We start from the raw sequence: 21503 nt of genomic DNA, 5'->3' as shown, positions 1-21503 counted from the left end.
GTCACGCCTCCTCTGCCGCACGCGCGACCAGCTTGATCCACGTCGTGACGACGTGCTCGCCGGTCTCGTCGTGGACCTCGCCACGGATGTCCAGGATGTCGTTGCCCGCCATCGACCTCACCGTCTCGATGGTGGAGGTGACGCTCAGCCGGTCGCCGGCCCGCACCGGGCGCCGGTAGGCGAACTTCTGGTCGCCGTGCACGACGCGGCTGTAGTCGAGCCCCAGCTGCGGGTCCTCGATGACCTGTCCGGCCGCCTTGAACGTGACCGCGAACACGAAGGTCGGCGGCGCGATCACGTCCGGGTGCCCGAGCGCCTTGGCGGCCTCCGGGTCCGTGTAGGCGGGATTCGGGTCGCCGACGGCCTCGGCGAACTCGCGGATCTTCTCCCGGCCGACCTCGTACGCGCCGGTGGGCGGATAGCTCCGCCCCACGAAGGACTGGTCGAGGGCCATGCTTCCTCCTGGGATTCCTGCTCCGGGGACACGTGCGCGCGCAACGACACGAGGCCGCCCCCCGCGAAGGGGACGGCCTCGTGTACGAGCCTGGTGTTATCGCGTCTCGCGGTGCGCGGTGTGCGACTTGCAGCGAGGGCAGTGCTTCTTCATCTCAAGACGGTCCGGGTCGTTACGCCGGTTCTTCTTGGTGATGTAGTTCCGCTCCTTGCACTCCACGCAGGCCAGCGTGATCTTCGGGCGGACGTCGGTGGCAGCCACGTGAGTGCTCCTTGGACGGACGATGGACGGATGAACGCATAGAAGAGTAGCCGATCGAAGGACCGACCCCGCAATCGGCTACTGTCAGTAGCGGTGACCGGACTTGAACCGGTGACACAGCGATTATGAGCCGCTTGCTCTACCGACTGAGCTACACCGCTTTGATGCGAGCCCTCCACCCGGGGGTGGAGGAGCCGCACATCAGAGCCCCAATACGGAATCGAACCGTAGACCTTCTCCTTACCATGGAGACGCTCTACCGACTGAGCTATTGGGGCGAGCGAGGAAGACATTACACGCTTGCCCGCCGATCGCCCAAATCCGTTTCGGGAGCCTCTGACGGCATCCGTCGCAGGTCCCCCGGGGGACCCGGGAGTGCGGTCCGGCACGCCCGGCCGAGGCGCGCCGGTACGACTAATCCGGCCCTCCCGGGCGGAGGCGGTCGGTCCCCCTAGGCTCGTCGGACCCTGCGTCACCCAGGAGCGCGATGCCAGACAGCCAGCCTCAGCCCTCCCCGTTCGAGGGACGCACCCCCGAGGACGACGCCGGCTCGCTCCTGCTGACCGGCGCCCGGCTCGACGACGGCCGCACCGTCGACGTCCGGCTCGCGGCCGGCCACATCCAGGCGGTGGGAACCGCGGGCAGCCTCAGCGCCCCGCGCGGACTGCGGATGGACCTGACCGGCCACCTGCTCCTGCCCGCGCCCGCCGAACCGCACGCCCACGCCGACACCGCGCTGACCGCGGACGCGGCCTCCCAGGGCGGACCTCCCCCGTACACCGGCGAGGACGTGCAGCGGCGCGCCACCGAGGCGGCGCTGCTGCAGCTCGGGCACGGCGCGACGGCGCTGCGCACGCACGTGCGGGTCGGCGGCCCCCGGGGGCTCGGCCCGCTGGAGGCGGTGCTCCAGGCGCGGCGTTCGCTGCGCGGGCTCACCGACGTCACGGCCGTCGCCGTACCGCGCCTCCTGACCGGCCGGGCGGGCGCGGACGGCCTCGCGATGCTGCGGGACGCGATGAAGATGGGGGCCGCGGTGGTCGGCGGCTGCCCCGACCTGGACCCCGACCCCGCGGGCTTCGTCGAGGCGGCGCTGACCGTCGCCGCGGAGCACGGCTGCCCCGTCGACCTGCACACCGACGGCGACGACCCGGCCCGCCTCGCCCGGCTCGCGGCCCAGGCGGGCGGCCTGCGCGCGGCGGTGTCCCTCGGCCCCTGCGCCGGCCTGGGGCGGCTGCCGCGCGAGACGGCGCTGCGCGCGGCGGAGGGCCTGGCGGCCGCCGGAGTGACCGTCACATGCCTGCCGCAGGGCGCCTGCCGGGCCTCCGAGGGCCCGGTGGCGGCCTCGGACCTCGCGGGGGTCGACGTGGCCCCCGTACGGCTGCTGCGGGCCGCGGGGGTGCGGGTCGCGGCGGGCAGCGGGGCTCTGCGCGACGTCGCGAACCCGGTGGGCCGCGGCGACCCGCTGGAGGCCGCGTTCCTGTTGGCCTCCCAGCACGGGCTGCGCGCCGCCGAGGCCTACGAGGCGGTCTCGGCGCACGCGCGGGCCGCGATGGGCCTCCCGGAGGTGCGGGTCGAGGCGGGCTTCCCCGCCGAGCTGCTCGCCGTGCGCGGCGAGCGCCTCGACGGCGTGCTCTCGCTCGCCTACAGCCGCGTCGTGATCCACCACGGACGGGTGGTGGCGCGCACCAGCGCGGTGCGGGAGTACTGCGACTCGGCGTCCGCGCTGGAACTGCCGCGGCAGGGGCGGGGGACGCCGGGGGGTGGTGCGGCGGGGGCCGGCCAGGGGTGAGCTGGTGCCGTGGGCCGCGGCTGCCGCGCGCCGAGGGGTCAGACGGCCGCCGACGTCGGCTGCGTGGGCATCTCCTGCGCGTCCTCGGGAGCGACGGTCCGGTGGCGGGCCTCACCGAAGCGGATGTCGAGGGAGAGCTCCTCTGGAGCCTCTTCGTGGCCGCTCTCCTCGCTCCCCGGCTCCTCGTGGCTCCTCGGCTCCTCCTGCGCGTCGCCCTCGGAGTGCGCCTCGACGGCATCGCCGAGGTCGAACTGCGTGAGGTCGAGCGAAAGCCCCGTCAGGACCCCGTGTCGGACCGCCAGGTCGAGGGTGACGACGTCGTCCGGAAGCTCGGCGAGCTTCTCCTCGGAGACGTTCGCCTCGCCGAGGGCGGGGACCTGCCCGCCGAGGGCGCCGGCCAACGCCCCGGCCCCGTCCAGGTCGCCCAGTTGCTCGACGAGCGCCGTCACGAGGCCGCGCGGGGAGGCCTCGGCCGCGATGACCTCGGCGCCGTCGTGGTGGCCCGCGTCGCGGAAGCGGACCTCGCTCGCGGCGACGTCCCGGAGGACGTCGAGGAGCTCACCGCGCGCCTGCGGGTCCTCTGCGCCGCCCTGGGGGCGCGCCGGTGCGGTCGTGTGCACCCAGCCGCCCGCCAGGTAGCCCTCCATCACGTCCGCCATGGGCGAGTCGGCGTAGAACGCGCGCATCCGCGCCGTCTCCTCGGGGCCGTAGGCGACCTCGGGGTCCATCCGGTGGTAGGCGTCGTCACCGATGACCCGGTACTCCGTCAGCGTCCCCTTCGTGGACGTGAACCGCACCGAGGTGCTGATCATGTCGTCGGCCGCCGCCTCGGCGATGGGCTTGCGCGCATGGAAGGTCATCAGCGCCTTCGCGCCTTTCGGGAGCCCGCCCGGCGCGCCGCCCGAAGCGGCGGAGGCAAGCAGGCCGCTCGAATCCCCCCTGAGGGATATCTCCATCGTCAGCGAGCGCTGCTCGCCGAGCTTCGCGAGCGCGTTGCCCGCCTTGCGGGCCGCCGACAGGTGTTCGACGGTGCCGCAGGCGGTCGTCGTCCCGGCGAGCAGGACGGCCGCGCAGCCTGCGGCGATGAGGGTGGTGCGTGACGCGCTGATCGGGTGCTCCTCGGGGCGGTCATCTCGTTGATCGCACAGAAGACCCGCAGGCCCCGCGCATGGTTGCGCCGACGGGCGTAACGTCGGGAACATGCGCATTGTCATCGCTGGTGGACATGGTCAGATCGCGCTGCGGCTGGAGCGGCTGCTCGCTGCGCGCGGGGACGAGGCGGTGGGGATCATCCGCGATCCCGGCCAGGCGGACGACCTGAGGACGGCGGGTGCGGAACCGGTCGTCTGCGACCTGGAGTCGGCCTCGGTCGACCAGGTCGCCGAGCTGCTCCAGGGGGCCGACGCGGCGGTGTTCGCCGCCGGCGCGGGCCCCGGCAGCGGTGTGGAGCGCAAGGAGACGGTCGACCGCGACGCCGCCGTGCTGCTCGCGGACGCCGCCGAACGCGCCGGCGTCCCGCGGTACGTGATCGTCTCCTCGATGGGCGCGGACGCGCGCAAGGAGGGCGACGAGGTCTTCGACGCCTACCTGCGGGCCAAGGGCGCGGCCGACGACGCCGTACGCGCCCGTGCGGCCCTCGACTGCACCGTCCTGCGCCCCGGCGGCCTCACCGACGACCCGGGCACCGGACGCGTCCGCCTGGAGGCCTCCACGGGCCGCGGGCAGATCCCCCGCGACGACGTCGCCGCCACCCTCCTCGAACTCCTCGACACCCCCGCCACCACCGGCCTCACCCTGGAGCTCATCACCGGCACCGTCCCGGTCCCCGTCGCGGTGAAGTCGGTGGCGGGCCAGTAGTCCCGCGCCCGGCGTCCTCGCCGTCCCGCGCCCGGCCGACGCAAACGACCCCCGGTCAGCGTTTCCGCTGGTCGGGGGCCGTTCTCTCACATGTGGCGGCGCCAGGATTCGAACCTGGGAAGGCGAAGCCGGCGGATTTACAGTCCGCTCCCATTGGCCACTCGGGCACACCGCCATGGGATGCCACCGGGGTGGGCTGGGCCTCGCGGCCTCGCTCCCTGGCGACGTCGTAAACGATACCTGATGACGAGGGGTGCTCCGCCACTCGATTGACCGGCACAGGGGCGGGCGGGGGTGACTAGGCTTGACGCCGCACAAGGAGCAGTCCCTCACACCGGCAACACGACGCAAGGAGCCACAGGACATGGCCGACTCCAGTTTCGACATCGTCTCGAAGGTCGAGCGGCAGGAGGTCGACAACGCCCTCAACCAGGCCGCCAAGGAGATCTCGCAGCGCTACGACTTCAAGGGCACCGACGCGTCGATCGCGTGGACGGGCGAGAAGATCCTGATGCAGGCGAGCGGCGAGGAGCGGGTGCTCGCCATCCTCGACATCTTCCAGAGCAAGCTGATCAAGCGCGGTATCTCGCTGAAGTCGCTGGACGCGGGCGAGCCGCAGCTGTCCGGCAAGGAGTACAAGCTCTTCGCGTCGATCGTGGAGGGCATCTCCCAGGAGAACGCCAAGAAGGTCGCGAAGACGATCCGCGACGAGGGCCCCAAGGGCGTCAAGGCGCAGGTGCAGGGCGAGGAGCTGCGCGTCTCCTCCAAGAGCCGTGACGACCTCCAGGCGGTGCAGGCGCTGCTCAAGGAGAAGGACTTCGACTTCGCGATCCAGTTCGTCAACTACCGCTGACGCGCGGATCGTCCACGACGGGCGGGTGCCGGGATCGTCCCCGGTACCCGCCCGTCGTCGTCGACCCGTCCCTGCGGGGCCCGGCTATCGCCGCTCGCGGGAGTGCCCGAAGAAGATGCGGTACAGGATCAGCAGCACCAGCGACCCGGCTATCGCGGCGAGCCAGGTCCCCGCGTCGTAGAAGTCGTGTCCGACCGGGCGGTCGAGGACCTGCGCCGAGAGCCAGCCTCCGAGGAACGCGCCGACGACGCCGATGACGGTGGTCCCGATGATGCCGCCCGGGTCGCGTCCCGGCAGCAGGACCTTGGCGATGACGCCTGCGACGAGTCCGAGGACGATCCAGCCGATGATGGTCATGCCGTCAACCTGCCTTCCCTTCGACCGCGCCAAACGGCCGTTCGGGAAGGAGGACGTCCGGGGACGGGGCGGTAGTTGCGCGTGAACGCCCCCCAGGGGGCGTCCGGTCGCGCGTCCTAGCGCGCGGCGAAGGGCTGGTCGGTGGGCACGATCTCCTTGCCGAGCGGCATGAGGGAGACGGGGATCAGCTTGAAGTTGGCGATGCCCAAGGGGATGCCGATGATCGTGACGCAGAGCGCGACCCCCGTGATCACGTGCCCCAGGGCGAGCCACCAGCCGGCCAGCACGAGCCAGAGCACGTTGCCGACGCACGAGGGCGCGCCGGCGTCGCGCCGGTCGACCACGGTCTGCCCGAACGGCCACAGGGCGTAGACGCCGATCCGGAAGGCGGCCAGGCCGAACGGGATGCCGATGATCGTGATGCACAGGAGCAGGCCTGCGGCGAGGTAGCTGAGGCACATCCAGAACCCGCAGAGGACGAGCCAGACGACGTTCAGGAGGGTCTTCACGGGCGGGGGCCTGCCATCTGCTCGAGCCGGGCGATCCGCTCGGCCATGGGCGGGTGGGTGGAGAACAGCTTGGCGGCGCCCTGGCCGGGCCGGAAGGGGTTCGCGATCATCATGTGGCTCGCGGTCTCCAGACGGGGCTCCGGCGGCAGCGGGAGCTGCTTGGTGCCCGCCTCCAGCTTGCGCAGGGCACTGGCGAGGGCGAGCGGGTCCCCGGTGAGCTGGGCTCCCGACGCGTCCGCCTCGTACTCGCGCGAGCGGCTGACGGCGAGCTGGATGATCGAGGCGGCGAGCGGGCCGAGGATCATGATCAGGAGCATGCCGAACAGACCCGGTCCGTCGTCGTCGCTGGAGCGGCCGACCGGGATGAGCCAGGCGAAGTTCACCAGGAACATCACCACCGAGGCGAGGGCCCCGGCGACGGAGGAGATCAGGATGTCGCGGTTGTAGACGTGGCTCAGCTCGTGCCCGATGACACCGCGCAATTCGCGCTCGTCGAGCAGCCGCAGGATGCCCTCGGTGCAGCAGACCGCCGCGTTGCGCGGGTTGCGGCCGGTGGCGAAGGCGTTGGGGGCCTCGGTGGGCGAGATGTAGAGCCTCGGCATGGGCTGCCGGGCCTGGGTGGAGAGCTCGCGGACCATGCGGTAGAGCTGCGGGGCCTCGAACTCGCTGACCGGTCGCGCCCGCATGGCGCGCAGGGCCAGCTTGTCGCTGTTCCAGTACGCGTACGCGTTCGCGCCGAGGGCAACGAACAGGGCGACGATCAGGCCCGTACGGCCGAAGAAGCTGCCGATGACGAGGATCAGGGCGGAGAGACCGCCGAGTAGTACGGCGGTCTTCAGCCCGTTGTGCCGGCGGTGCACGGTACGCCCTCCCAGTGGTGCGGTGGGGAACCATCGACTGGTTGCTGGGTTGCTTCCACTCCTCAGTGGACCCTCCCTGCAAGGTCAACGCCAGGCGAGCGGAGCTAGTTCCCTTGTGCGCACGGGCGGGATGCCGCCGAAGGGGTCACTTCTTGAGGACGTCCCTGGCCAGAGCGAGTGCCTCGGGGTCGGACTCCACGTCGCTGGTGCACTGGGGGCAGCGGGAGGCGATGCCCGGGATCTCGGCGAAGCAGCGGGGGCAGTCCCTGAGGGCGGCCTTGATGTCGACCGTCTTGGGGCCCTCCAGGCGGGTCTGGAGCTTGGCCATGGGGGCGACGATCAGGAAGTAGAGGATGAAAGCGGTGATCGTGAAGGCGATGCAGGCGCTGACGAACTTGCCGTAGGGGAAATCGACGCCCGAGAACTCGAAGTGGGCCTTGCTGTAGTCGCCCACCGCACCGGTCGCCGCACCGAGCAGCGGGCTGATGAACGCCTCTGTGAAGCCGGTGACCAGGGCCGTGAAGGCGACACCGATCGCCAGACCCACGGCGGTCGAGACGATGTTGCCGCGGAGTATGAAGGCCTTGAAGCCGTCGAACACGCTGCTGCTCTCCCTCAGGACGGTGGAACCCGGACGCCCGCCGCCACCGGTGGGCGTCCCGGACCGTAACAGGAATGCGGGTCCGCGTGTCGAACACGGGTGTGAAGGGTGGCGGAAGCGTCAGAAGAGCGTGGTGTCCGCGAAGCGGAGGACGAGCTGGGGGGCTCCGGAGAGGACGATTCCGAGGACGGCCGCCAGGGCGATGCTCAGGGCGAGCGGCAGCGGAACGCGCCTCCGCGCGGAGGGCGCTTCCTGCGGGTCGGCGGGCGCGCGGAACAGGAGCGCGGTCCACCGCAGGTAGTAGACGAGCGCGATGACGACGTTGACGGCCATGAGGACGGCCAGCCACCCGAGGCCCGCGTCGACGGCGGCCTGGAAGACCGTGACCTTGGCGAACAGGCCGACGATGCCGGGCGGCAGGCCGGCCAGGCACAGCAGGAAGAACGCCAGCGACAGCGCGGCGAGCGGGTGGGTGGCGTAGAGGCCCTGGTAGTCGGACAGGCGGTTCAGGCCGTGCCGGCGGCCCACCAGGGCGGCGACGGCGAAGGCGCCGAGGTTCACGGCGGCGTACATCAGCGCGTAGGCGACCGTCGAACCGACGACCTGTCCCGCGGACCGCTCCCCGTCGCCGTAGGCGGCCGCCGCGATCGGCACCAGGAGGTAGCCCGCCTGGCCGATGGAGGACCAGGCGAGCAGCCGGACCGCGCTGCGGTCGCGGGAGGGGTCCTGGCGCAGGGCGGCGGTGTTCCCCAGGGTCATCGTGAGCGCGGCGAGCGCGGCGAGCGCCGGTCCCCAGACGTCGCCGTGGTCGGGGAAGGCGACGACGGCCAGGAGGACGAGTCCTGAGAAGCCGACCGCCTTGCCGACGACCGAGAGGTAGGCGGCCACGGGGAGCGGGGCGCCGATGTAGGTGTCGGGCACCCAGAAGTGGAACGGGGCGGCGGCGGTCTTGAAGGCGAAGCCGACGAGCGTGAGGACGACGCCCGTCTGCATGAGGACGGTCAGTCGCGGATCGACGTCCGCGCGCGCGACGGTCGTCAGGTGCAGCGACCCCGTGGCCGCGTAGACGAAGCTGACGCCGAGCAGGGAAACGGTGGTGGCGGTGACCGAGGAGAGGAAGAACTTCAGGGCCGCTTCCGAGGACCGCCGGTCGCCGCGCTTGAGGCCGACCAGGGCGAAGGCCGGCAGGGAGGCCACCTCAAGGGCGACGATCAGGGTCGCGAGGTCGCGCGAGGCGGGCAGCAGGGCGGCGCCCGCCGCGGACGAGAGCAGCAGGAACCAGTACTCCCCCTGGGGCAGCTCTCTGGCGGTGGCCGTCGACATGAGAGCGGTCAGCAGGGCGGCCCCGAGGACCAGGAGCTGGATGACGAGGGCGAAGGCGTCTGCGGTGTAGCTGCACGCCTCGGGGCCCTCGGTCAGGCAGAAGGTCGAGCGGTCGTCGCCGAGGAGCGGCACCAGGAGGGCCAGCGCTCCCGCCAGACCGGCGATCGAGAGCCACCCCAGCAGGTTCTTGCGCTCCGCGGGGAGGAACAGGTCGGCGACCAGGACGACCAGCGCCACGAGGGCCGTGAGCGTGGGCGGGGCGATCGCCGGCCAGTCGACGGACTGGACGAGGTTGCTCACGACGTGCCTCCGGTGAACAGCTGCTGCACGGCCGGGTCGGTGAGGCCCAGGAGGAGCGCGGGCCAGAGACCGGCGACGACGGTGAGGACGACAAGCGGCGTCCAGGTGGCCAGCTCGTACGGCCGGACGTCCGGGATACCGCTCAGCCGGCCGCCGGCGGGCTCGCCCGCTGTAGGGGCCTTCGTTTGCGGGTCGATGGCGGTCCGCGCGGGGAGGGTGCCGGCCGGGGCGTAGGCCTTCGGCGCCGCGGCGGCGGCCGTGGGTGCGCCGACGAGCGGGGCCTCGGAAGCGCCGTCGACCGGGGCGGTCGGAGCGGGGGCCGGCCCCATGCACAGGCGGCGGACGACGACCAGGAGGTAGGCGGCGGTGAGCAGCGTGCCGAACGCGCCGATCGCGGTGAAGACGAGGAAGGCGGGCCGGCCGATCCCGTCACCCGGGTCGAACGCCCCGAACAGGGCGAGCATCTCGCCCCAGAAGCCGGCCAGGCCCGGGAGGCCGAGGGAGGCGACGGCGGCGAACGCGAACAGGCCGCCGAGGCGGGGCGTCCGGCCGTAGAGGGCCGCGCCGGAGCCGCCGGCGAGGGCGTCGAGGTCGGTCGTCCCCGTGCGGTCCTTGAGGCTGCCGACCAGGAAGAAGAGCAGGCCGGTGACGAGCCCGTGGGCGATGTTGGCGAACAGCGCCCCGTTGATCCCGGTCGGGGTCATCGAGGCGATGCCGAGCAGGACGAATCCCATGTGGCCGACGGAGGAGTAGGCGATCAGCCGCTTGATGTCGCCGCCGGCGCCGCGGCGGGCCAGCGCGAGGCAGGCCAGCGAGCCGTAGACGATCCCGGCGACGGCGAAGGCGGCGAGGTAGGGGGCCAGCACGCGCATCCCGTCCGGGGCGACCGGCACGAGGATCCGGACGAACCCGTACGTGCCCATCTTCAGCATCACACCGGCCAGCAGGACGGACCCGACGGTCGGGGCGGCGGTGTGGGCGTCGGGGAGCCAGCTGTGCAGCGGCCACATCGGGGTCTTGACCGCGAGGCCGATCCCGACCGCCAGAACGGCTGTGACCTGCACGGATGTGGTGAGCGCGGGGGCGTTGTCAGTGGCGAGTGCCATCATGTCGAATGTGCCGCTCCTCACACCGACGAGGAGGAGGCCCAGCAGCATGACAACTGAACCGAGCAGCGTGTAGAGCACGAACTTCCAGGCGGCGGGGCCCCGTCCCTCCCCGCCCCAGCGGGCGACGAGGAAGTACATCGGGATCAGGACCATCTCGAAGGCGAGGAAGAACAGGAGGAGGTCGAGGACCGCGAAGGTGGCCAGCGTGCCCGATTCCAGGACGAGGACGAGCGCGACGAGGCCCTTGGCCGACGGGCCCGCGGGCGGGTTGAAGTAGGCGTACAGCGCGCACAGGAAGGTCAGGAGCGCGGTCAGCACGAGCAGCGGGAGCGAGATCCCGTCGATGCCGAAGTGGAGCCGGACGCCGAGCGCCGGGATCCAGCTGACGTCGGTGGTGGCCTGCATGACGGCCGAGCGCTCGCGGTCGAAGCCCAGGGCCAGGGCGAGCGCGGCGAGCAGGACGAGGCCGGTGACCGTGACGCCGTGCCGGAGCACGGCCTGGTCGGGCGACCTCCCCCGCAGTCCCGGGGGCGCGGGGAGGAGCGCGGCCGCGGCGCCGACGAGGGGGCCGGCCACGACGAGGAGCAGCAGGAGCTGCATCGCGGAGTCACTGATGTCGATCATGGCTGCTGCTCACGCTCCGGCGGTGGCGACGAGGACGACCGTGACGGCCAGGACGACGGACCCCGCGAGGAGCGCGCTCAGATAGGTCTGGACGTTGCCGGTCTGGGCACGGCGGACGGCCAGGCCGAGCAGCCGGGGTGCGGCGCCGGCCCCGCGCACGTAGGTGTCGACGACCTCGCGGTCGAGGAACCGCACCAGGCGGGCCCCGGCCACCACGGGGCGGACGAAGAGGGCGGAGTAGAGGGCGTCGAGGTGGAAGCCGGCGGCCGCGTGCCGGTGGAGGCGGCCCAGGAGGAGGCGGCCGGGGTCGGTGGGGTCGGGGGCCGAGGCGATGTCGCCGTAGGCGGGGGCGTGGGTGGCGATGGCCTCCGCCTCGGAGGTGGCGGGGTCGGCGTCGGGGTGGGCGGCGACCGCGCCCAGCGGGGGGCGTGCGGCCATGGCGGTGGTGTGCCGCCAGGCGCCGTAGGTGACGAGTCCGCCGACGAGGGCGACGCCGGTGCCGAGGATCGCGGTGACGACCGTGGGGGTGAGGGGCTCGCTGTCGAACCACTCGTCCAGGTGTCCGACGGTCAGGCCGAAGCCGATGGTGGGCAGGGTCAGGAGCCACAGCACGGCTGTCATCGCGAGCGGCTCACGGCCGTGGTCGGGGGCGTCGGCGCCGCTGCCGCGGAAGGCGAGGAGCCAGAGGCGGATGGCGTAGGCGGCGGTGAGCAGGGCCGTCAGGAGCCCGGACGTCAGGACGGTCCAGCCGGCCGCGAGGGGGGCGGCCGGGGTGTCGCCGAGGGCCGCGTGCTCGGCGGCGACCAGGACGGCCTCCTTGGAGAAGAAGCCGGCGAACGGGGGGATCGCGGCGAGCGCCAGGAGGGCGACGGTCATCGTCCAGTAGGCGTCGGGGGCACGCCGGGCGACGCCGTTCATGCGGGACATGGCGGCCAGCGAGTTGGTGCCGGCGGCGTGGATGAGCGCGCCCGCGCCGAGAAACAGCAGCGCCTTGAAGGCGCCGTGCGCGATGAGGTGGAAGACGGCGGCGCCGGGGGCGGCGACGGCGAGCGCTCCGGTCATGTAACCGAGCTGGCCGATGGTGGAGTAGGCCAGGACGCGCTTGACGTCGTCCTGGGCGAGGGCGGCGAGCGCCGAGCCGAGCATGGTGACGGCGGCCGTCAGGGCCATGACGACCATGGCGGCCGCGGAGGCGGCGAACACCGGCAGCAGGCGGGCGACGAAGTAGACGCCGGCCGCGACCATGGTGGCGGCGTGGATGAGCGCCGAGACGGGGGTGGGGCCGGCCATAGCGTCGGGGAGCCAGGTGTGGAGCGGGAACTGGGCGGACTTGCCCGCGACGCCCGCGAGGAGCAGCAGGGCGATCACGGTGGGGTGGTCGAGTCCGCCGGCGGCGACCGTGTCCAGGACGGTGGTGATCCGGAAGGAGCCGGTGTCCGCGGCGAGCGCGAAGAGCCCGATCAGGAAGGGCACGTCACCCAGCTTGGTGACCAGGAAGGCCTTCAGGGAGGCCGCGCGGGCCTCCGGGGTCTCCCAGTAGTGGCCCACCAGGAAGTACGAGCAGATGCCCATGACCTCCCAGCCGACGAGCAGCACCATGAGGTCGCCCGTGTACACGACCAGGAGCATCGCGGCGGTGAACAGCGAGACCAGGGCCGTGTAGGAGGGGTAGCGGGGGTCGTGGCGGAGGTAGGCCGTCGAGTAGACCTGGACGCAGGAGGCGACGAGCGTCACGAGGACGGCGACGAGGACGGCGAACCCGTCGAGGTGCAGCGCCAGCTCGATCGGGACCGAGCCGGTGGGGGTGAGTTCGGTGGCGGCGTCGATCGCGGGTCCGCCGTCCTGGCGGACCGCGACGAGGACGGCGAGGCCGAGGGCGGCCAGGGTCGGCAGGACGGCGAGGGGGCGGGCGAAGCCGGGGGCGGTGCGGCCGGTGAGGAGGCCGGCGAGCGCGCCGAGGAAGGGCAGCAGGGGGACGAGGACGGCGAGGGTCGTGGTGGTCACGCGGCGGCCGCCTCGGGGTGCTCGGGGGTCCGGTCGTCGGCGCCCGGGCCGGGGGTCGTGGGGGACTCGGCGGTGTCGCGGAGCCGGTCGATGTCCGAGGTGCCGCGGTTGCGGTACACCATCAGGACGACGGCGAGGCCGATGCCGATCTCCGCGGCCGCGATCGCGATGGTGAAGAGGGTGAGCGCCTGCCCGGAGTGCAGGGTGTCGCGGAGCCAGACGTCGAAGGCGACGAGGTTGAGGTTGACGGCGTTGAGCATCAGCTCGACGGACATCAGGACCAGGATCGCGTTGCGGCGGGCGAGGACGCCGTAGAGGCCGACGCAGAAGAGCAGGGCGGCGAGGACGGCGGGGTAGGCGAGGTGCATCAGGGGGCCTGCCTCTCGGGAGTGTCGCCGGAGGTGTCGCCGGGGGCCGGGGCGGAGGGGCTCTCGGGGGCCGCGGCACCGCCGTCGGGCCCGCCGTTCCTGCGGGACAGGACGATCGCGCCGACCAGGGCCGCGAGCAGCAGGACGGAGAGCGCCTCGAAGGGGAGCACCCAGTGCCGGAAGAGGAAGACGCCGGCCTGCTCGGTGGTGCCCTGGGGGACGTCGAGGTCGATCCACTGGGTGCGGAAGGCGTCGACGACGACCCAGACGAGGGCGGCGGCGGCGACGGCCGCCACGCCGGCCGCGACGAGGCGGTTGGGCGAGTCGGCGTCCGGTGAGCGGCCGATGGGGGCGCGGGTGAGCATCAGGCCGAACAGCAGGAGGACGACGACGGAGCCGACATAGATGAGGACCTGCACCCAGGCGATGAACTCGGCGGTGAGCAGCAGGTACTCCACCGCGATGCCGCCGAGGGCCACGACCAGCCAGAGCGCGGCGTGCACCAGCTGCCTGGTGGTCACGGAGATCAGGGCGGCGCCGAGGGTGACGAGCCCGACGAGGACGAAGGCGATCTCGACGCCGGACGGGGAGAGGAAGCCGGGGTGGGCCGCGGCCGCGGCGGGGATCACGCGGGGCCCTCCTCGCGGGCGGGGGCCGGCTGCTCGGCTCGGCGGGCGGCGGCGAGCTTGTCGGCGGCCTTGCGCGCGGCGGCGATCTCCTTGGGCTCCTCGGCGCCGGGGTCGAGAGCGGGCGGGGCGGGGACGGTCCACATCCACTCGCGGAGCTTGTCGCGCTCGTGGGTGAGCTCGCGGATGTCGGTCTCGGCGTACTCGAACTCCGGGGACCAGAACAGCGCGTCGAAGGGGCAGACCTCGATGCAGATCCCGCAGTACATGCAGAGGGAGAAGTCGATCGCGAAGCGGTCGAGGACGTTGCGGCTGCGCTCGCGGCCGCCGGGGGCGGCCGGCGGGACGGTCTCCTTGTGGGAGTCGATGTAGATGCACCAGTCGGGGCACTCGCGGGCGCAGAGCATGCAGACCGTGCAGTTCTCCTCGAACAGGCCGATGACGCCCCGGGTGCGGGGCGGCAGCTCGGGCTGGACCTCGGGGTACTGCTCGGTGACGGTCTTCTTCGTCAGCGTGCGGAGGGTGACGGCGAGGCCCTTGGCCAGGCCGGACCCCGGGACGGGAGCCATTACTGGATCGCCACCTTCACGATTCCGGTGAGCGCGATCTGCGCGAGGGCGAGCGGGACGAGGGTGGTCCAGGCGAGCTTCTGCAACTGGTCCTCCCGCAGGCGCGGGTAGGAGACGCGCAGCCAGATGACGACGAAGGCGAGGACGGCCGTCTTGAGCAGCGTCCAGAACCAGCCGAGCCCGTCGGCGCCCCAGGGGCCGTGCCAGCCGCCGAGGAACAGGACGGTGGTGAGCCCGCACAGGACGACGATGCCGGCGTACTCGGCGAGCAGGAACAGCGCGAAGCGCAGGCCGGTGTACTCGGTGTAGGCGCCGAAGATGATCTCGGAGTCGGCGACGGGCATGTCGAACGGGGGACGCTGCAGTTCGGCGAGGCCGGCCACGAAGAAGACGACCGCGCCGACGATCTGCCAGGGGAGCCACCACCACTCGAACGCGTCGAGGACGCCCTGGAAGGAGACCGTGCCGGCCGCCATCGCGACGGAGGCGGCGGCGAGGAGCATCGGGAGCTCGTAGGAGAGCAGTTGCGCCGCGGTGCGCAGGCCGCCGAGCAGGGAGAACTTGTTCGCCGACGCCCAGCCGGCCATCAGCGAGCCGAGGACGCCGACGCCCATCACGGCGAGCACGAAGAAGACGCCGGCGTCGACCACCGCGCCCACGGCGCCGTCGCCCGGCCCGACGGGGATCGCGATCAGGACGAGGAGGTACGGCAGCAGGGCGACGGCGGGGGCGAGCTGGAAGATGCGGCGGTCGGCGGCGGCCGGGACCACGTCCTCCTTCTGCGCGAACTTCACCCCGTCCGCGACGAGCTGCGCCCAGCCGTGGAAGCCGCCGGCGTACATCGGGCCCAGCCGGCCCTGCATGTGGGCCATCACCTTGTGCTCGGTCTGGCCGACGACCAGGGGCAGCACGAGGAAGGCGGCGAAGACGAGCAGGAGGCGGAGACCGACGTCGAGGGCGTCGTTCATGCGGGGTGGCCTCCGGCGGGGGTGTCGGGGTCGGCGTCGGGGCGGTCGCGGTGACGCGTGCGGGCCGTGGGGTCGGGTGCGGCGTCACCGCCCGCCGGGGGCTCGGGGGCGGACGGCTCGGCGGGGGCCTCGGCGTCGAAGGTCGGGCGGGGCTGGTGCCAGGGGGCGTCCGAGCTGCGGGTGGTCGGGGCGGCGGGGCGTTCCGGCGCGGGGGCGGGGGCGGGTTCCGGAGCGGGCTCCGGAGCCGGAGCGGCGGGCGCCGGGGCCTGGCTCGCGGAGCCCTCGCTCACGCTGCGGTTCCGCCGGGTGCGCGGGGCCGCCTCCGCCGGGCCGGCCGGGACCTCGGCCGGCGGGGCGTCGGGGTCGGGCGCGGGCGTCTGGCTGACGGACCCCTGGGAGGCCGAACGGGAGCGCCGGACGGGACGGTCGGGGGCGGGACGGTCCGGGGCAGGACCGTCCGGGGTGGAACGCTCCGGCACGGAAGCGGGCGCCGCCACGTCGGGCGCCGCCGCATCGGGCGCCGCCGCCTGGCTCGCGGAGCCCTCGGAGACGGAGCGGGTGCGGCGGACGGGCCGGTCCGCACCGGCGCCCGCGCCGGCCGCCGCGCCCGCGCGGGGGGTGCGGGCCGGGCGGGCGGGGGCCGGGGGGAGCTGGCCCTTGAGGGGGCCCCAGTCGTTGGGGTCGGGGACGCCGGGCGGGAGCATCTGCCGGCGCTTGGGGCCGGCGTGCCCCGCGGCCGCCTCGCCGGGCTCCTTGGCCCCGGGCCAGGCCTTGGCGACCCGCGCGGCGAGGACGAAGTCCTTGCGCAGGGGGTGGCCCTCGAAGTTCTCGGGGAGAAGCAGCGGGTCGAGCCCCGGGTGGTCGTCGAAGACGACGCCGAACATCTCGTGAGTCTCGCGCTCGTGCCACGCCGCGCCCGCGTAGACGGCGACCGCGGTGGGGAGGCGAGGGGCGTCGTGCGGCACGGTGGTGCGCAGCAGCAGCCGGCGCACGGAGCCGGGACCGAGCGCGGCGACGTGGGCGCAGACGCGGAAGCCGGTGCCGGGCTCGTCGACGGCGCTGAGCCAGTCGAAGTAGGTGCAGCCGAGGGTGTCCCGGGCGGTCTCCAGGGCCGTCACCCACGCGCCCGGCGGGACGTCGACGGTGAGGAGGTCGTAGGCGCGCGCGCCGGTCGCGCCCTCGCCGAAGAGCTCGGCGGCGGCCTCCGGGAGCCGGTCGTGGTCGCTCACGCCGAGTCCTCCGACGCCGAGGGGCGGGAGGGGCCGGCAGCCGGGGCGTCCGGTGCCGGCGGCGCCACCAGGCCGCTGGTGAGCTGGGCAGGGGAGGGGCGGGTGTACCGCTCGCCCAGGGACTCGCGGGCGATCTTCTCCTGCAGCTTGAGGATGCCCTGCAGGAGCGCCTCGGGCCGGGGCGGGCAGCCGGGGACGTAGACGTCGACGGGGATGATCTGGTCGACGCCCTTGGTGACGGAGTACGAGTCCCAGTACGGGCCGCCGCAGTTGGAGCAGGCGCCGAAGGAGATGACGTACTTCGGCTCGGGCATCTGCTCGTAGAGCCGCTTGACGGCCGGGGCCATCTTGTCGGTGACCGTGCCCGACACGATCATGAGGTCGGCCTGGCGCGGGCCCGGCGCGAAGGGGATGACGCCGAGCCGGATGAAGTCGTGGCGGGCCATCGACGCGGCGATGAACTCGATCGCGCAGCAGGCGAGGCCGAAGTTGAAGACCCAGAGGCTGTAGCGGCGGCCCCAGTTGAGGACCACCTTCATCGGCTCGGGGGCGAGCCGGGACAGCGTGCCGAGCCTGGGCGCGGGCAGGGGGGTCACGTCCATGCCAGGACGCCCTTCTTCCATGCGTAGAGCAGACCGACGGTCAGGAAGCCGAGGAAGACGAACATCTCCACCAGCGTCGTCGCCCCGAAACCGGTCGCCGCGAAGACCGTCGCCCACGGGAAGAGGAAGATCGAGTCGACGGCGAAGATGACGTAGAGGAACGCGTAGACGTAGTAGCGGACCTGGGTGTGCGCCCAGCCCTCGCCGACGGGGTCCACGCCGCACTCGTAGGTGAGCAGCTTCTCGGGTGTCGGCACGACGGGTCTGAGCAGCCGGCCGGCCCCGAAGGCGACGGCGACGAACAGGACGCCGACGACCGCGAGCAGTCCGACGACCCCGTAGCTGTCGAAGTAGTCCGCCGCGAGCACGGTCTGCCCGGTGGGTTCCGGCACGTCCGCCCCTCGCTCCCTGGTTCTCCGGCCGTCGTCGCGCACTCGGCGCCCGCGACACGCTCCCGACGTGTCGTACGGACGGGAGTCTAGGGCCTGGTGGGGTCACGGGAGGCAGCCGCGTCCGCCTCGCGGAACGCCGCGGGGTGCGGCCGCGTCCGGCCGGGGTGGGGAAAACCCCCGGCCCGGGCGAGCGGCATTCCCCATGGCGGACCGCCCGCACCGCCCGGCAGTCTTGCGCCATGACCGCACACGCCGCCCCGCCCTCCGCCCACGGACCCGGCTCCGGACCCGGTCCCGAGGAGCCGCTGCCGCCCGCCCGGTTCGCCCTCGGGGCGCAGACGTGGCGGGAGATCGCCTACCTGCTCGCGAACCTGCCGTACGGGATCGTCGGCCTCGTCTACGCGCTGACGCTGATCGCGACCGGCGGCGGGCTCGCCGTCACGGTGGTCGGGCTGCCGCTGCTCGCCGGCGGGCTGAGCGGGTCCCGGCTGTACGGCCGGGCCGAGCGGGCCCGCGCCCGGCGGCTGCTGCGGATGCGGATCGACGAGCCGAGCGCGCTGTCGCGGCAGTTGCAGGGCGACGCCGGCGGGTTCTTCGGCTGGCTGTGGGCGCAGCTGAAGGACCCGGTGGCGTGGCGGGCCCTGCTGTTCGGGGTGATCCGGCTGCCGTGGGGGATCGCCACGTTCACCGTCGTGCTGACCGCGCTGTTCGTCGCCTGGCCGGTGCTGCCGTACATCGCCCGCGGGCTGACCAACGCCGACCGGGCGATGGCGCGCGGCCTGCTGTCGCCGTCCGACGAGCTGGAGCGGCGGATCGCCGAACTGGAGTCGGACCGGGGGGTGGTGGTCGACACGGCCGCCGCCGACCTGCGCCGCATCGAGCGCGACCTGCACGACGGGGCGCAGGCCCGGCTGGTGAACCTCGCCATGGGGCTCGGCCTGGCCAAGGAGAAGCTGCTGAGCGACCCGGAGGCCGCGGCGTCGATGGTCGACGAGGCGCACGGCGAGATCAAGCTCGCCCTGGAGGAGCTGCGCGACCTGGCCCGCGGCATCCACCCCGCGATCCTCACCGACCGCGGGCTGAACGCCGCCCTGTCGTCGGTGGCGTCGCGCTGCACGGTGCCGGTGAAGGTGACGGTCGACCTGGCGGAGCGGCCCGCCCCCGCCATCGAGGGCATCGCGTACTTCACCGTCTCCGAGCTGCTGCAGAACGTCAGCAAGCACTCCCGGGCGCGCAGCGCCTCGGTGGAGGTGTGGCGCTCCGGGGACCGGGTGCTGCTCCAGGTCGAGGACGACGGCGAGGGCGGCGCCGACCTCGGCGGCGGCTCCGGGCTCGCCGGGCTCGCGGACCGACTGGGCGCGGTGGACGGCCTGTTCACCGTCGCCTCCCCGCAGGGCGGACCCACGACGGTCACCGCGGAGCTGCCGTGGCGGGACCGCGCGGCGGGCTGAACCGGCCGCATGCGCCCGCCCCGGGAGCTCGCCGCGGGGCCCGGGGGTGGGGGAAACCCCCGCACGAAGACGGAGACCCGCCTCATGGTCCGCGGCCGGCCCGGGCGGGAGCCTTGAGGGACGGACGAGCGCGGCACGCGCCGAGAGAAACGGACGGCATCGACGATGGCCACGGACCTGTACGGAGACCACCCCTCCCCCGCCCGGCGGCACCTCGTCCCGCCGGCGCTCCGCGCCCCCTTCGAGGCGCGGACCTGGCGCGAGTTGGGCTACCTGATGCTCAGCCTGCCGATCGCGATCGTGATGTTCACCTTCGGGGTCACCGCGCTGTCCCTCGGCGCCGGACTGCTCGTCACCTTCCTCGGCATCCCGGTGCTCGCCGCCGGCCTCGCCGGGCTGCGGGGCCTCGGCGTCGTGGAGCGGGCGCGGGCCCGGGCGCTGCTGGGCGCGCGGGTCGCCGAGCCGGAGCCGCTGCGGGCCCGCACGGGCGGCCCGACGGGCTGGATCGGCGCTACCCTGAAGTCGGGCGTCTCCTGGCGGCACGCGCTCTACATGCTGCTGCACTTCCCGTGGGCCGTCTTCGCCTTCACCGTCGCCCTCACCTTCTGGGCGTACGGCTGGGCGCTGCTCACCTACCCGCTGTGGCAGTGGGTGTTCCCGGTCTTCGTCGGCGTCGACGGCGTGCAGCTCTACGGCGACGGGACGCACAACGTGTACCTGGACTCGACGTTCGAGGTGTTCGCGACCAGCCTGACCGGGCTGCCGCTCGTCCTCGTCACCCCGTGGGTCGTCCGCAGCCTGGTCGCCGTGGACAAGCTGCTCGTCACCGGGCTGCTCGGGCCCTCGCGGCTCGCCTCGCGGGTGACCGAGCTGGAGTCCGACCGGGGCGTGGTCGTCGACACCGCCGCCGCCGACCTGCGGCGGATCGAACGGGACCTGCACGACGGGGCGCAGGCCCGGCTGGTCAGCCTGGCGATGGACCTCGGGCTGGCCAAGGAGCGGCTGGCGGAGGATCCGCAGGCGGCCGCGCGGATGGTCGACGAGGCGCACGGCGAGGTCAAGATCGCCCTGCAGGAGCTGCGCGACCTGGCCCGCGGCATCCACCCGGCGATCCTGACCGACCGCGGCCTCGGCCCGGCGCTCTCCGCGCTCGCCGCCCGCTGCACGGTGCCGGTCGCGGTGGACGTGGACCTCGTCGACGCCCGCGGGCAGGCCGTCCGGCCGGTCCCGGCGATCGAGGGCATCGCGTACTTCACCGTCTCGGAGCTGCTGCAGAACGTCAGCAAGCACTCCGGCGCGACCCGGGCGACCGTCGACGTGTGGCGCTCGGCCGACCGGCTGATGCTGCTCGTCACCGACGACGGCGCCGGCGGGGCGGGCACCGCCACCGGCTCGGGCCTCGCCGGGCTGGCCGAGCGGATCGGCGCGGTCGACGGCGTCCTGGTCGTCGACTCCCCCGCCGGCGGCCCCACCCGGATCACGGCGCAGCTGCCCCTGCGCCCCTGACCGCGCGCCCGGCACCGGCCGGAACCGCCTGGCGGACCGCCCTCAGCGGTCCGCCGGGCGGTTTTGCTGGGATGCTGGACCCGACAGGCGCAGGGTGCGATCGGTGAAGTCGGGGGCAGGACAGCGGTGTTGAACGTGGAGAACAGGGTGCGGGTGGTCATCGCCGAGGACTCGGTGCTGCTCAGGGAGGGGCTGACCCGGCTGCTCACGGACCTGGGGCACGAGGTCGTCGCAGGGGTCGGCGACGGCGAGGCGCTGGTCAAGGTGGTCGGCGAGCTCGCCGACCAGGACGCGCTGCCGGACGTCGTCGTCGCGGACGTCCGGATGCCGCCCACGCACACCGACGAGGGGGTGCGGGCGGCCGTGAAGCTCCGCAAGGAGCACCCGGCGCTCGGGGTGCTCGTCCTCTCGCAGTACGTCGAGGAGCAGTACGCGACCGAGCTGCTCGCGGGATCGAGCCGCGGGGTGGGCTACCTGCTGAAGGACCGGGTGGCCGACGTGCGCGAGTTCGTGGACGCGGTGGTGCGGGTGGCCGCCGGCGGGACCGCGCTGGACCCGGAGGTGGTGGCCCAACTCCTCGGCCGCAGCCGGAAGCAGGACGTGCTGGCGAACCTCACCCCGCGCGAGCGGGAGGTCCTCGGGCTGATGGCGGAGGGCCGGACGAACTCCGCGGTCGCCAGACGGCTGGTGGTGAGCGACGGGGCGGTGGAGAAGCACGTCAGCAACATCTTCCTGAAGCTCGGCCTCTCCCCCAGCGACGGCGACCACCGCCGGGTGCTCGCCGTGCTCACCTACCTCAGGTCGTGAGCGGGCGTCCGGGATGCGCGGGATGCCAGAATCGTCCCGCCCTCCCGGAACGCCGGGCTCGACGTGGGATAACCGGGATAGGGC

Annotated in this window: 23 protein-coding genes and 3 tRNA genes; 6 read left to right on the top strand and 20 right to left on the bottom strand. The window is 73.4% G+C overall.

Annotated elements, in window-relative coordinates; translation table 11 throughout:
• Position 1: 1 nt before the first annotated feature.
• The 4 genes from ACFWEG_RS00430 to ACFWEG_RS00415 all read right to left on the bottom strand — a co-directional run bounded on the left by ACFWEG_RS00430 (position 2) and on the right by ACFWEG_RS00415 (position 993).
• A complete protein-coding gene (locus ACFWEG_RS00430) occupies positions 2–454 on the bottom strand; it encodes a MaoC family dehydratase N-terminal domain-containing protein (RefSeq protein ID WP_387207485.1) in 453 nt (150 codons plus the stop codon).
• 96 nt (positions 455–550) lie between these two features.
• Positions 551–715, bottom strand: coding sequence for a 50S ribosomal protein L33 (gene rpmG, locus ACFWEG_RS00425; RefSeq protein WP_030986111.1), 165 nt, complete (start codon positions 713–715; stop codon positions 551–553).
• Positions 716–803: 88 nt separating this feature from the next.
• A tRNA-Met gene (locus ACFWEG_RS00420) sits at positions 804–876 on the bottom strand.
• Between the two features lie 44 nt (positions 877–920).
• Positions 921–993 (bottom strand) — tRNA-Thr (locus tag ACFWEG_RS00415).
• 209 nt (positions 994–1202) lie between these two features.
• Between ACFWEG_RS00415 and ACFWEG_RS00410 the strand changes: the two genes are divergently transcribed.
• Positions 1203–2504, top strand: coding sequence for a hydrolase (locus ACFWEG_RS00410; protein WP_387207483.1), 1302 nt, complete (start codon positions 1203–1205; stop codon positions 2502–2504).
• A gap of 38 nt (positions 2505–2542) precedes the next feature.
• Here ACFWEG_RS00410 and ACFWEG_RS00405 read toward each other — a convergent pair whose 3' ends face one another.
• The gene (locus tag ACFWEG_RS00405) at positions 2543–3706 is read right to left on the bottom strand and encodes a hypothetical protein (protein WP_387207481.1); all 1164 of its coding nucleotides are present in this window, start codon (positions 3704–3706) and stop codon (positions 2543–2545) included.
• Here ACFWEG_RS00405 and ACFWEG_RS00400 point away from each other — a divergent pair.
• Entirely contained in the window at positions 3705–4361 is a 657-nt protein-coding gene (locus ACFWEG_RS00400; protein ID WP_387207479.1) for an NAD(P)H-binding protein, read from the top strand. The two genes, ACFWEG_RS00405 and ACFWEG_RS00400, sit on opposite strands and share 2 nt — an antisense overlap.
• Positions 4362–4454: 93 nt before the next feature.
• On the opposite strand, the gene ACFWEG_RS00395 is transcribed toward ACFWEG_RS00400, so the two are convergent.
• Positions 4455–4536 (bottom strand) — tRNA-Tyr (locus ACFWEG_RS00395).
• Between the two features lie 189 nt (positions 4537–4725).
• On the opposite strand from ACFWEG_RS00395, the gene ACFWEG_RS00390 reads away from it, so the two are divergent.
• A complete protein-coding gene (locus ACFWEG_RS00390) occupies positions 4726–5214 on the top strand; it encodes a YajQ family cyclic di-GMP-binding protein (protein ID WP_387207477.1) in 489 nt (162 codons plus the stop codon).
• Positions 5215–5298: 84 nt separating this feature from the next.
• Here the strand turns inward: ACFWEG_RS00390 and ACFWEG_RS00385 are convergent, their stop codons facing one another.
• From ACFWEG_RS00385 to ACFWEG_RS00320, 14 genes are all read right to left on the bottom strand, one after another.
• Complete coding sequence (locus ACFWEG_RS00385; RefSeq protein ID WP_387207475.1) at positions 5299–5571, bottom strand: GlsB/YeaQ/YmgE family stress response membrane protein; 273 nt, start codon at positions 5569–5571, stop codon at positions 5299–5301.
• A gap of 116 nt (positions 5572–5687) precedes the next feature.
• Positions 5688–6080 carry a YccF domain-containing protein gene (locus ACFWEG_RS00380; protein ID WP_387207473.1) on the bottom strand — a complete coding sequence of 131 codons (393 nt, stop codon included), beginning with the start codon at positions 6078–6080 and terminating at the stop codon, positions 5688–5690.
• Complete coding sequence (gene htpX, locus ACFWEG_RS00375; RefSeq protein ID WP_387207471.1) at positions 6077–6940, bottom strand: zinc metalloprotease HtpX; 864 nt, start codon at positions 6938–6940, stop codon at positions 6077–6079. The genes ACFWEG_RS00380 and htpX overlap by 4 nt, the downstream gene beginning before the upstream one ends.
• 145 nt (positions 6941–7085) lie before the next feature.
• Positions 7086–7541, bottom strand: a complete 456-nt coding sequence (locus ACFWEG_RS00370; protein WP_387207469.1) for an MscL family protein — start codon at positions 7539–7541, stop codon at positions 7086–7088.
• 120 nt (positions 7542–7661) lie between these two features.
• The gene (locus ACFWEG_RS00365) at positions 7662–9164 is read right to left on the bottom strand and encodes an NADH-quinone oxidoreductase subunit N (protein WP_387207467.1); all 1503 of its coding nucleotides are present in this window, start codon (positions 9162–9164) and stop codon (positions 7662–7664) included.
• The gene (locus ACFWEG_RS00360) at positions 9161–10897 is read right to left on the bottom strand and encodes a NuoM family protein (protein WP_387207465.1); all 1737 of its coding nucleotides are present in this window, start codon (positions 10895–10897) and stop codon (positions 9161–9163) included. The genes ACFWEG_RS00365 and ACFWEG_RS00360 overlap by 4 nt, the downstream gene beginning before the upstream one ends.
• A gap of 9 nt (positions 10898–10906) precedes the next feature.
• Positions 10907–12901, bottom strand: coding sequence for an NADH-quinone oxidoreductase subunit L (locus ACFWEG_RS00355; RefSeq protein WP_387207463.1), 1995 nt, complete (start codon positions 12899–12901; stop codon positions 10907–10909).
• Complete coding sequence (nuoK, locus tag ACFWEG_RS00350; protein ID WP_387207461.1) at positions 12898–13269, bottom strand: NADH-quinone oxidoreductase subunit NuoK; 372 nt, start codon at positions 13267–13269, stop codon at positions 12898–12900. The genes ACFWEG_RS00355 and nuoK overlap by 4 nt, the downstream gene beginning before the upstream one ends.
• On the bottom strand, positions 13269–13895 hold the full coding sequence (locus ACFWEG_RS00345) for an NADH-quinone oxidoreductase subunit J (RefSeq protein WP_387207543.1): 627 nt from the start codon (positions 13893–13895) through the stop codon (positions 13269–13271). The genes nuoK and ACFWEG_RS00345 overlap by 1 nt, the downstream gene beginning before the upstream one ends.
• Positions 13895–14464 carry a NuoI/complex I 23 kDa subunit family protein gene (locus ACFWEG_RS00340; RefSeq protein WP_387207459.1) on the bottom strand — a complete coding sequence of 190 codons (570 nt, stop codon included), beginning with the start codon at positions 14462–14464 and terminating at the stop codon, positions 13895–13897. The genes ACFWEG_RS00345 and ACFWEG_RS00340 overlap by 1 nt, the downstream gene beginning before the upstream one ends.
• The gene (locus ACFWEG_RS00335; protein ID WP_387207457.1) at positions 14464–15432 is read right to left on the bottom strand and encodes an NADH-quinone oxidoreductase subunit H; all 969 of its coding nucleotides are present in this window, start codon (positions 15430–15432) and stop codon (positions 14464–14466) included. The genes ACFWEG_RS00340 and ACFWEG_RS00335 overlap by 1 nt, the downstream gene beginning before the upstream one ends.
• On the bottom strand, positions 15429–16661 hold the full coding sequence (locus tag ACFWEG_RS00330) for an NADH-quinone oxidoreductase subunit C (RefSeq protein WP_387207455.1): 1233 nt from the start codon (positions 16659–16661) through the stop codon (positions 15429–15431). The genes ACFWEG_RS00335 and ACFWEG_RS00330 overlap by 4 nt, the downstream gene beginning before the upstream one ends.
• Positions 16658–17263 (bottom strand): NADH-quinone oxidoreductase subunit B, encoded by a 606-nt coding sequence (locus ACFWEG_RS00325; protein ID WP_387207453.1) that lies wholly within the window; start codon positions 17261–17263, stop codon positions 16658–16660. Before ACFWEG_RS00325 ends, ACFWEG_RS00330 begins: the two co-directional genes overlap by 4 nt.
• Positions 17254–17655, bottom strand: coding sequence for an NADH-quinone oxidoreductase subunit A (locus ACFWEG_RS00320; protein ID WP_387207451.1), 402 nt, complete (start codon positions 17653–17655; stop codon positions 17254–17256). The genes ACFWEG_RS00325 and ACFWEG_RS00320 overlap by 10 nt, the downstream gene beginning before the upstream one ends.
• Positions 17656–17894: 239 nt before the next feature.
• Between ACFWEG_RS00320 and ACFWEG_RS00315 the strand changes: the two genes are divergently transcribed.
• The 3 genes from ACFWEG_RS00315 to ACFWEG_RS00305 all read left to right on the top strand — a co-directional run bounded on the left by ACFWEG_RS00315 (position 17895) and on the right by ACFWEG_RS00305 (position 21419).
• A complete protein-coding gene (locus tag ACFWEG_RS00315; protein WP_387207450.1) occupies positions 17895–19106 on the top strand; it encodes a sensor histidine kinase in 1212 nt (403 codons plus the stop codon).
• A gap of 165 nt (positions 19107–19271) precedes the next feature.
• On the top strand, positions 19272–20612 hold the full coding sequence (locus ACFWEG_RS00310) for a sensor histidine kinase (RefSeq protein ID WP_387207449.1): 1341 nt from the start codon (positions 19272–19274) through the stop codon (positions 20610–20612).
• A gap of 147 nt (positions 20613–20759) precedes the next feature.
• Positions 20760–21419, top strand: coding sequence for a response regulator (locus ACFWEG_RS00305; RefSeq protein ID WP_387207541.1), 660 nt, complete (start codon positions 20760–20762; stop codon positions 21417–21419).
• Positions 21420–21503: the final 84 nt, after the last annotated feature.

Source organism: Streptomyces sp. NPDC060194 (assembly GCF_042728285.1).
In the GTDB taxonomy this organism is placed as follows: domain Bacteria; phylum Actinomycetota; class Actinomycetes; order Streptomycetales; family Streptomycetaceae; genus Streptomyces.
This window is presented reverse-complemented; position numbering and strand designations above follow the sequence as displayed.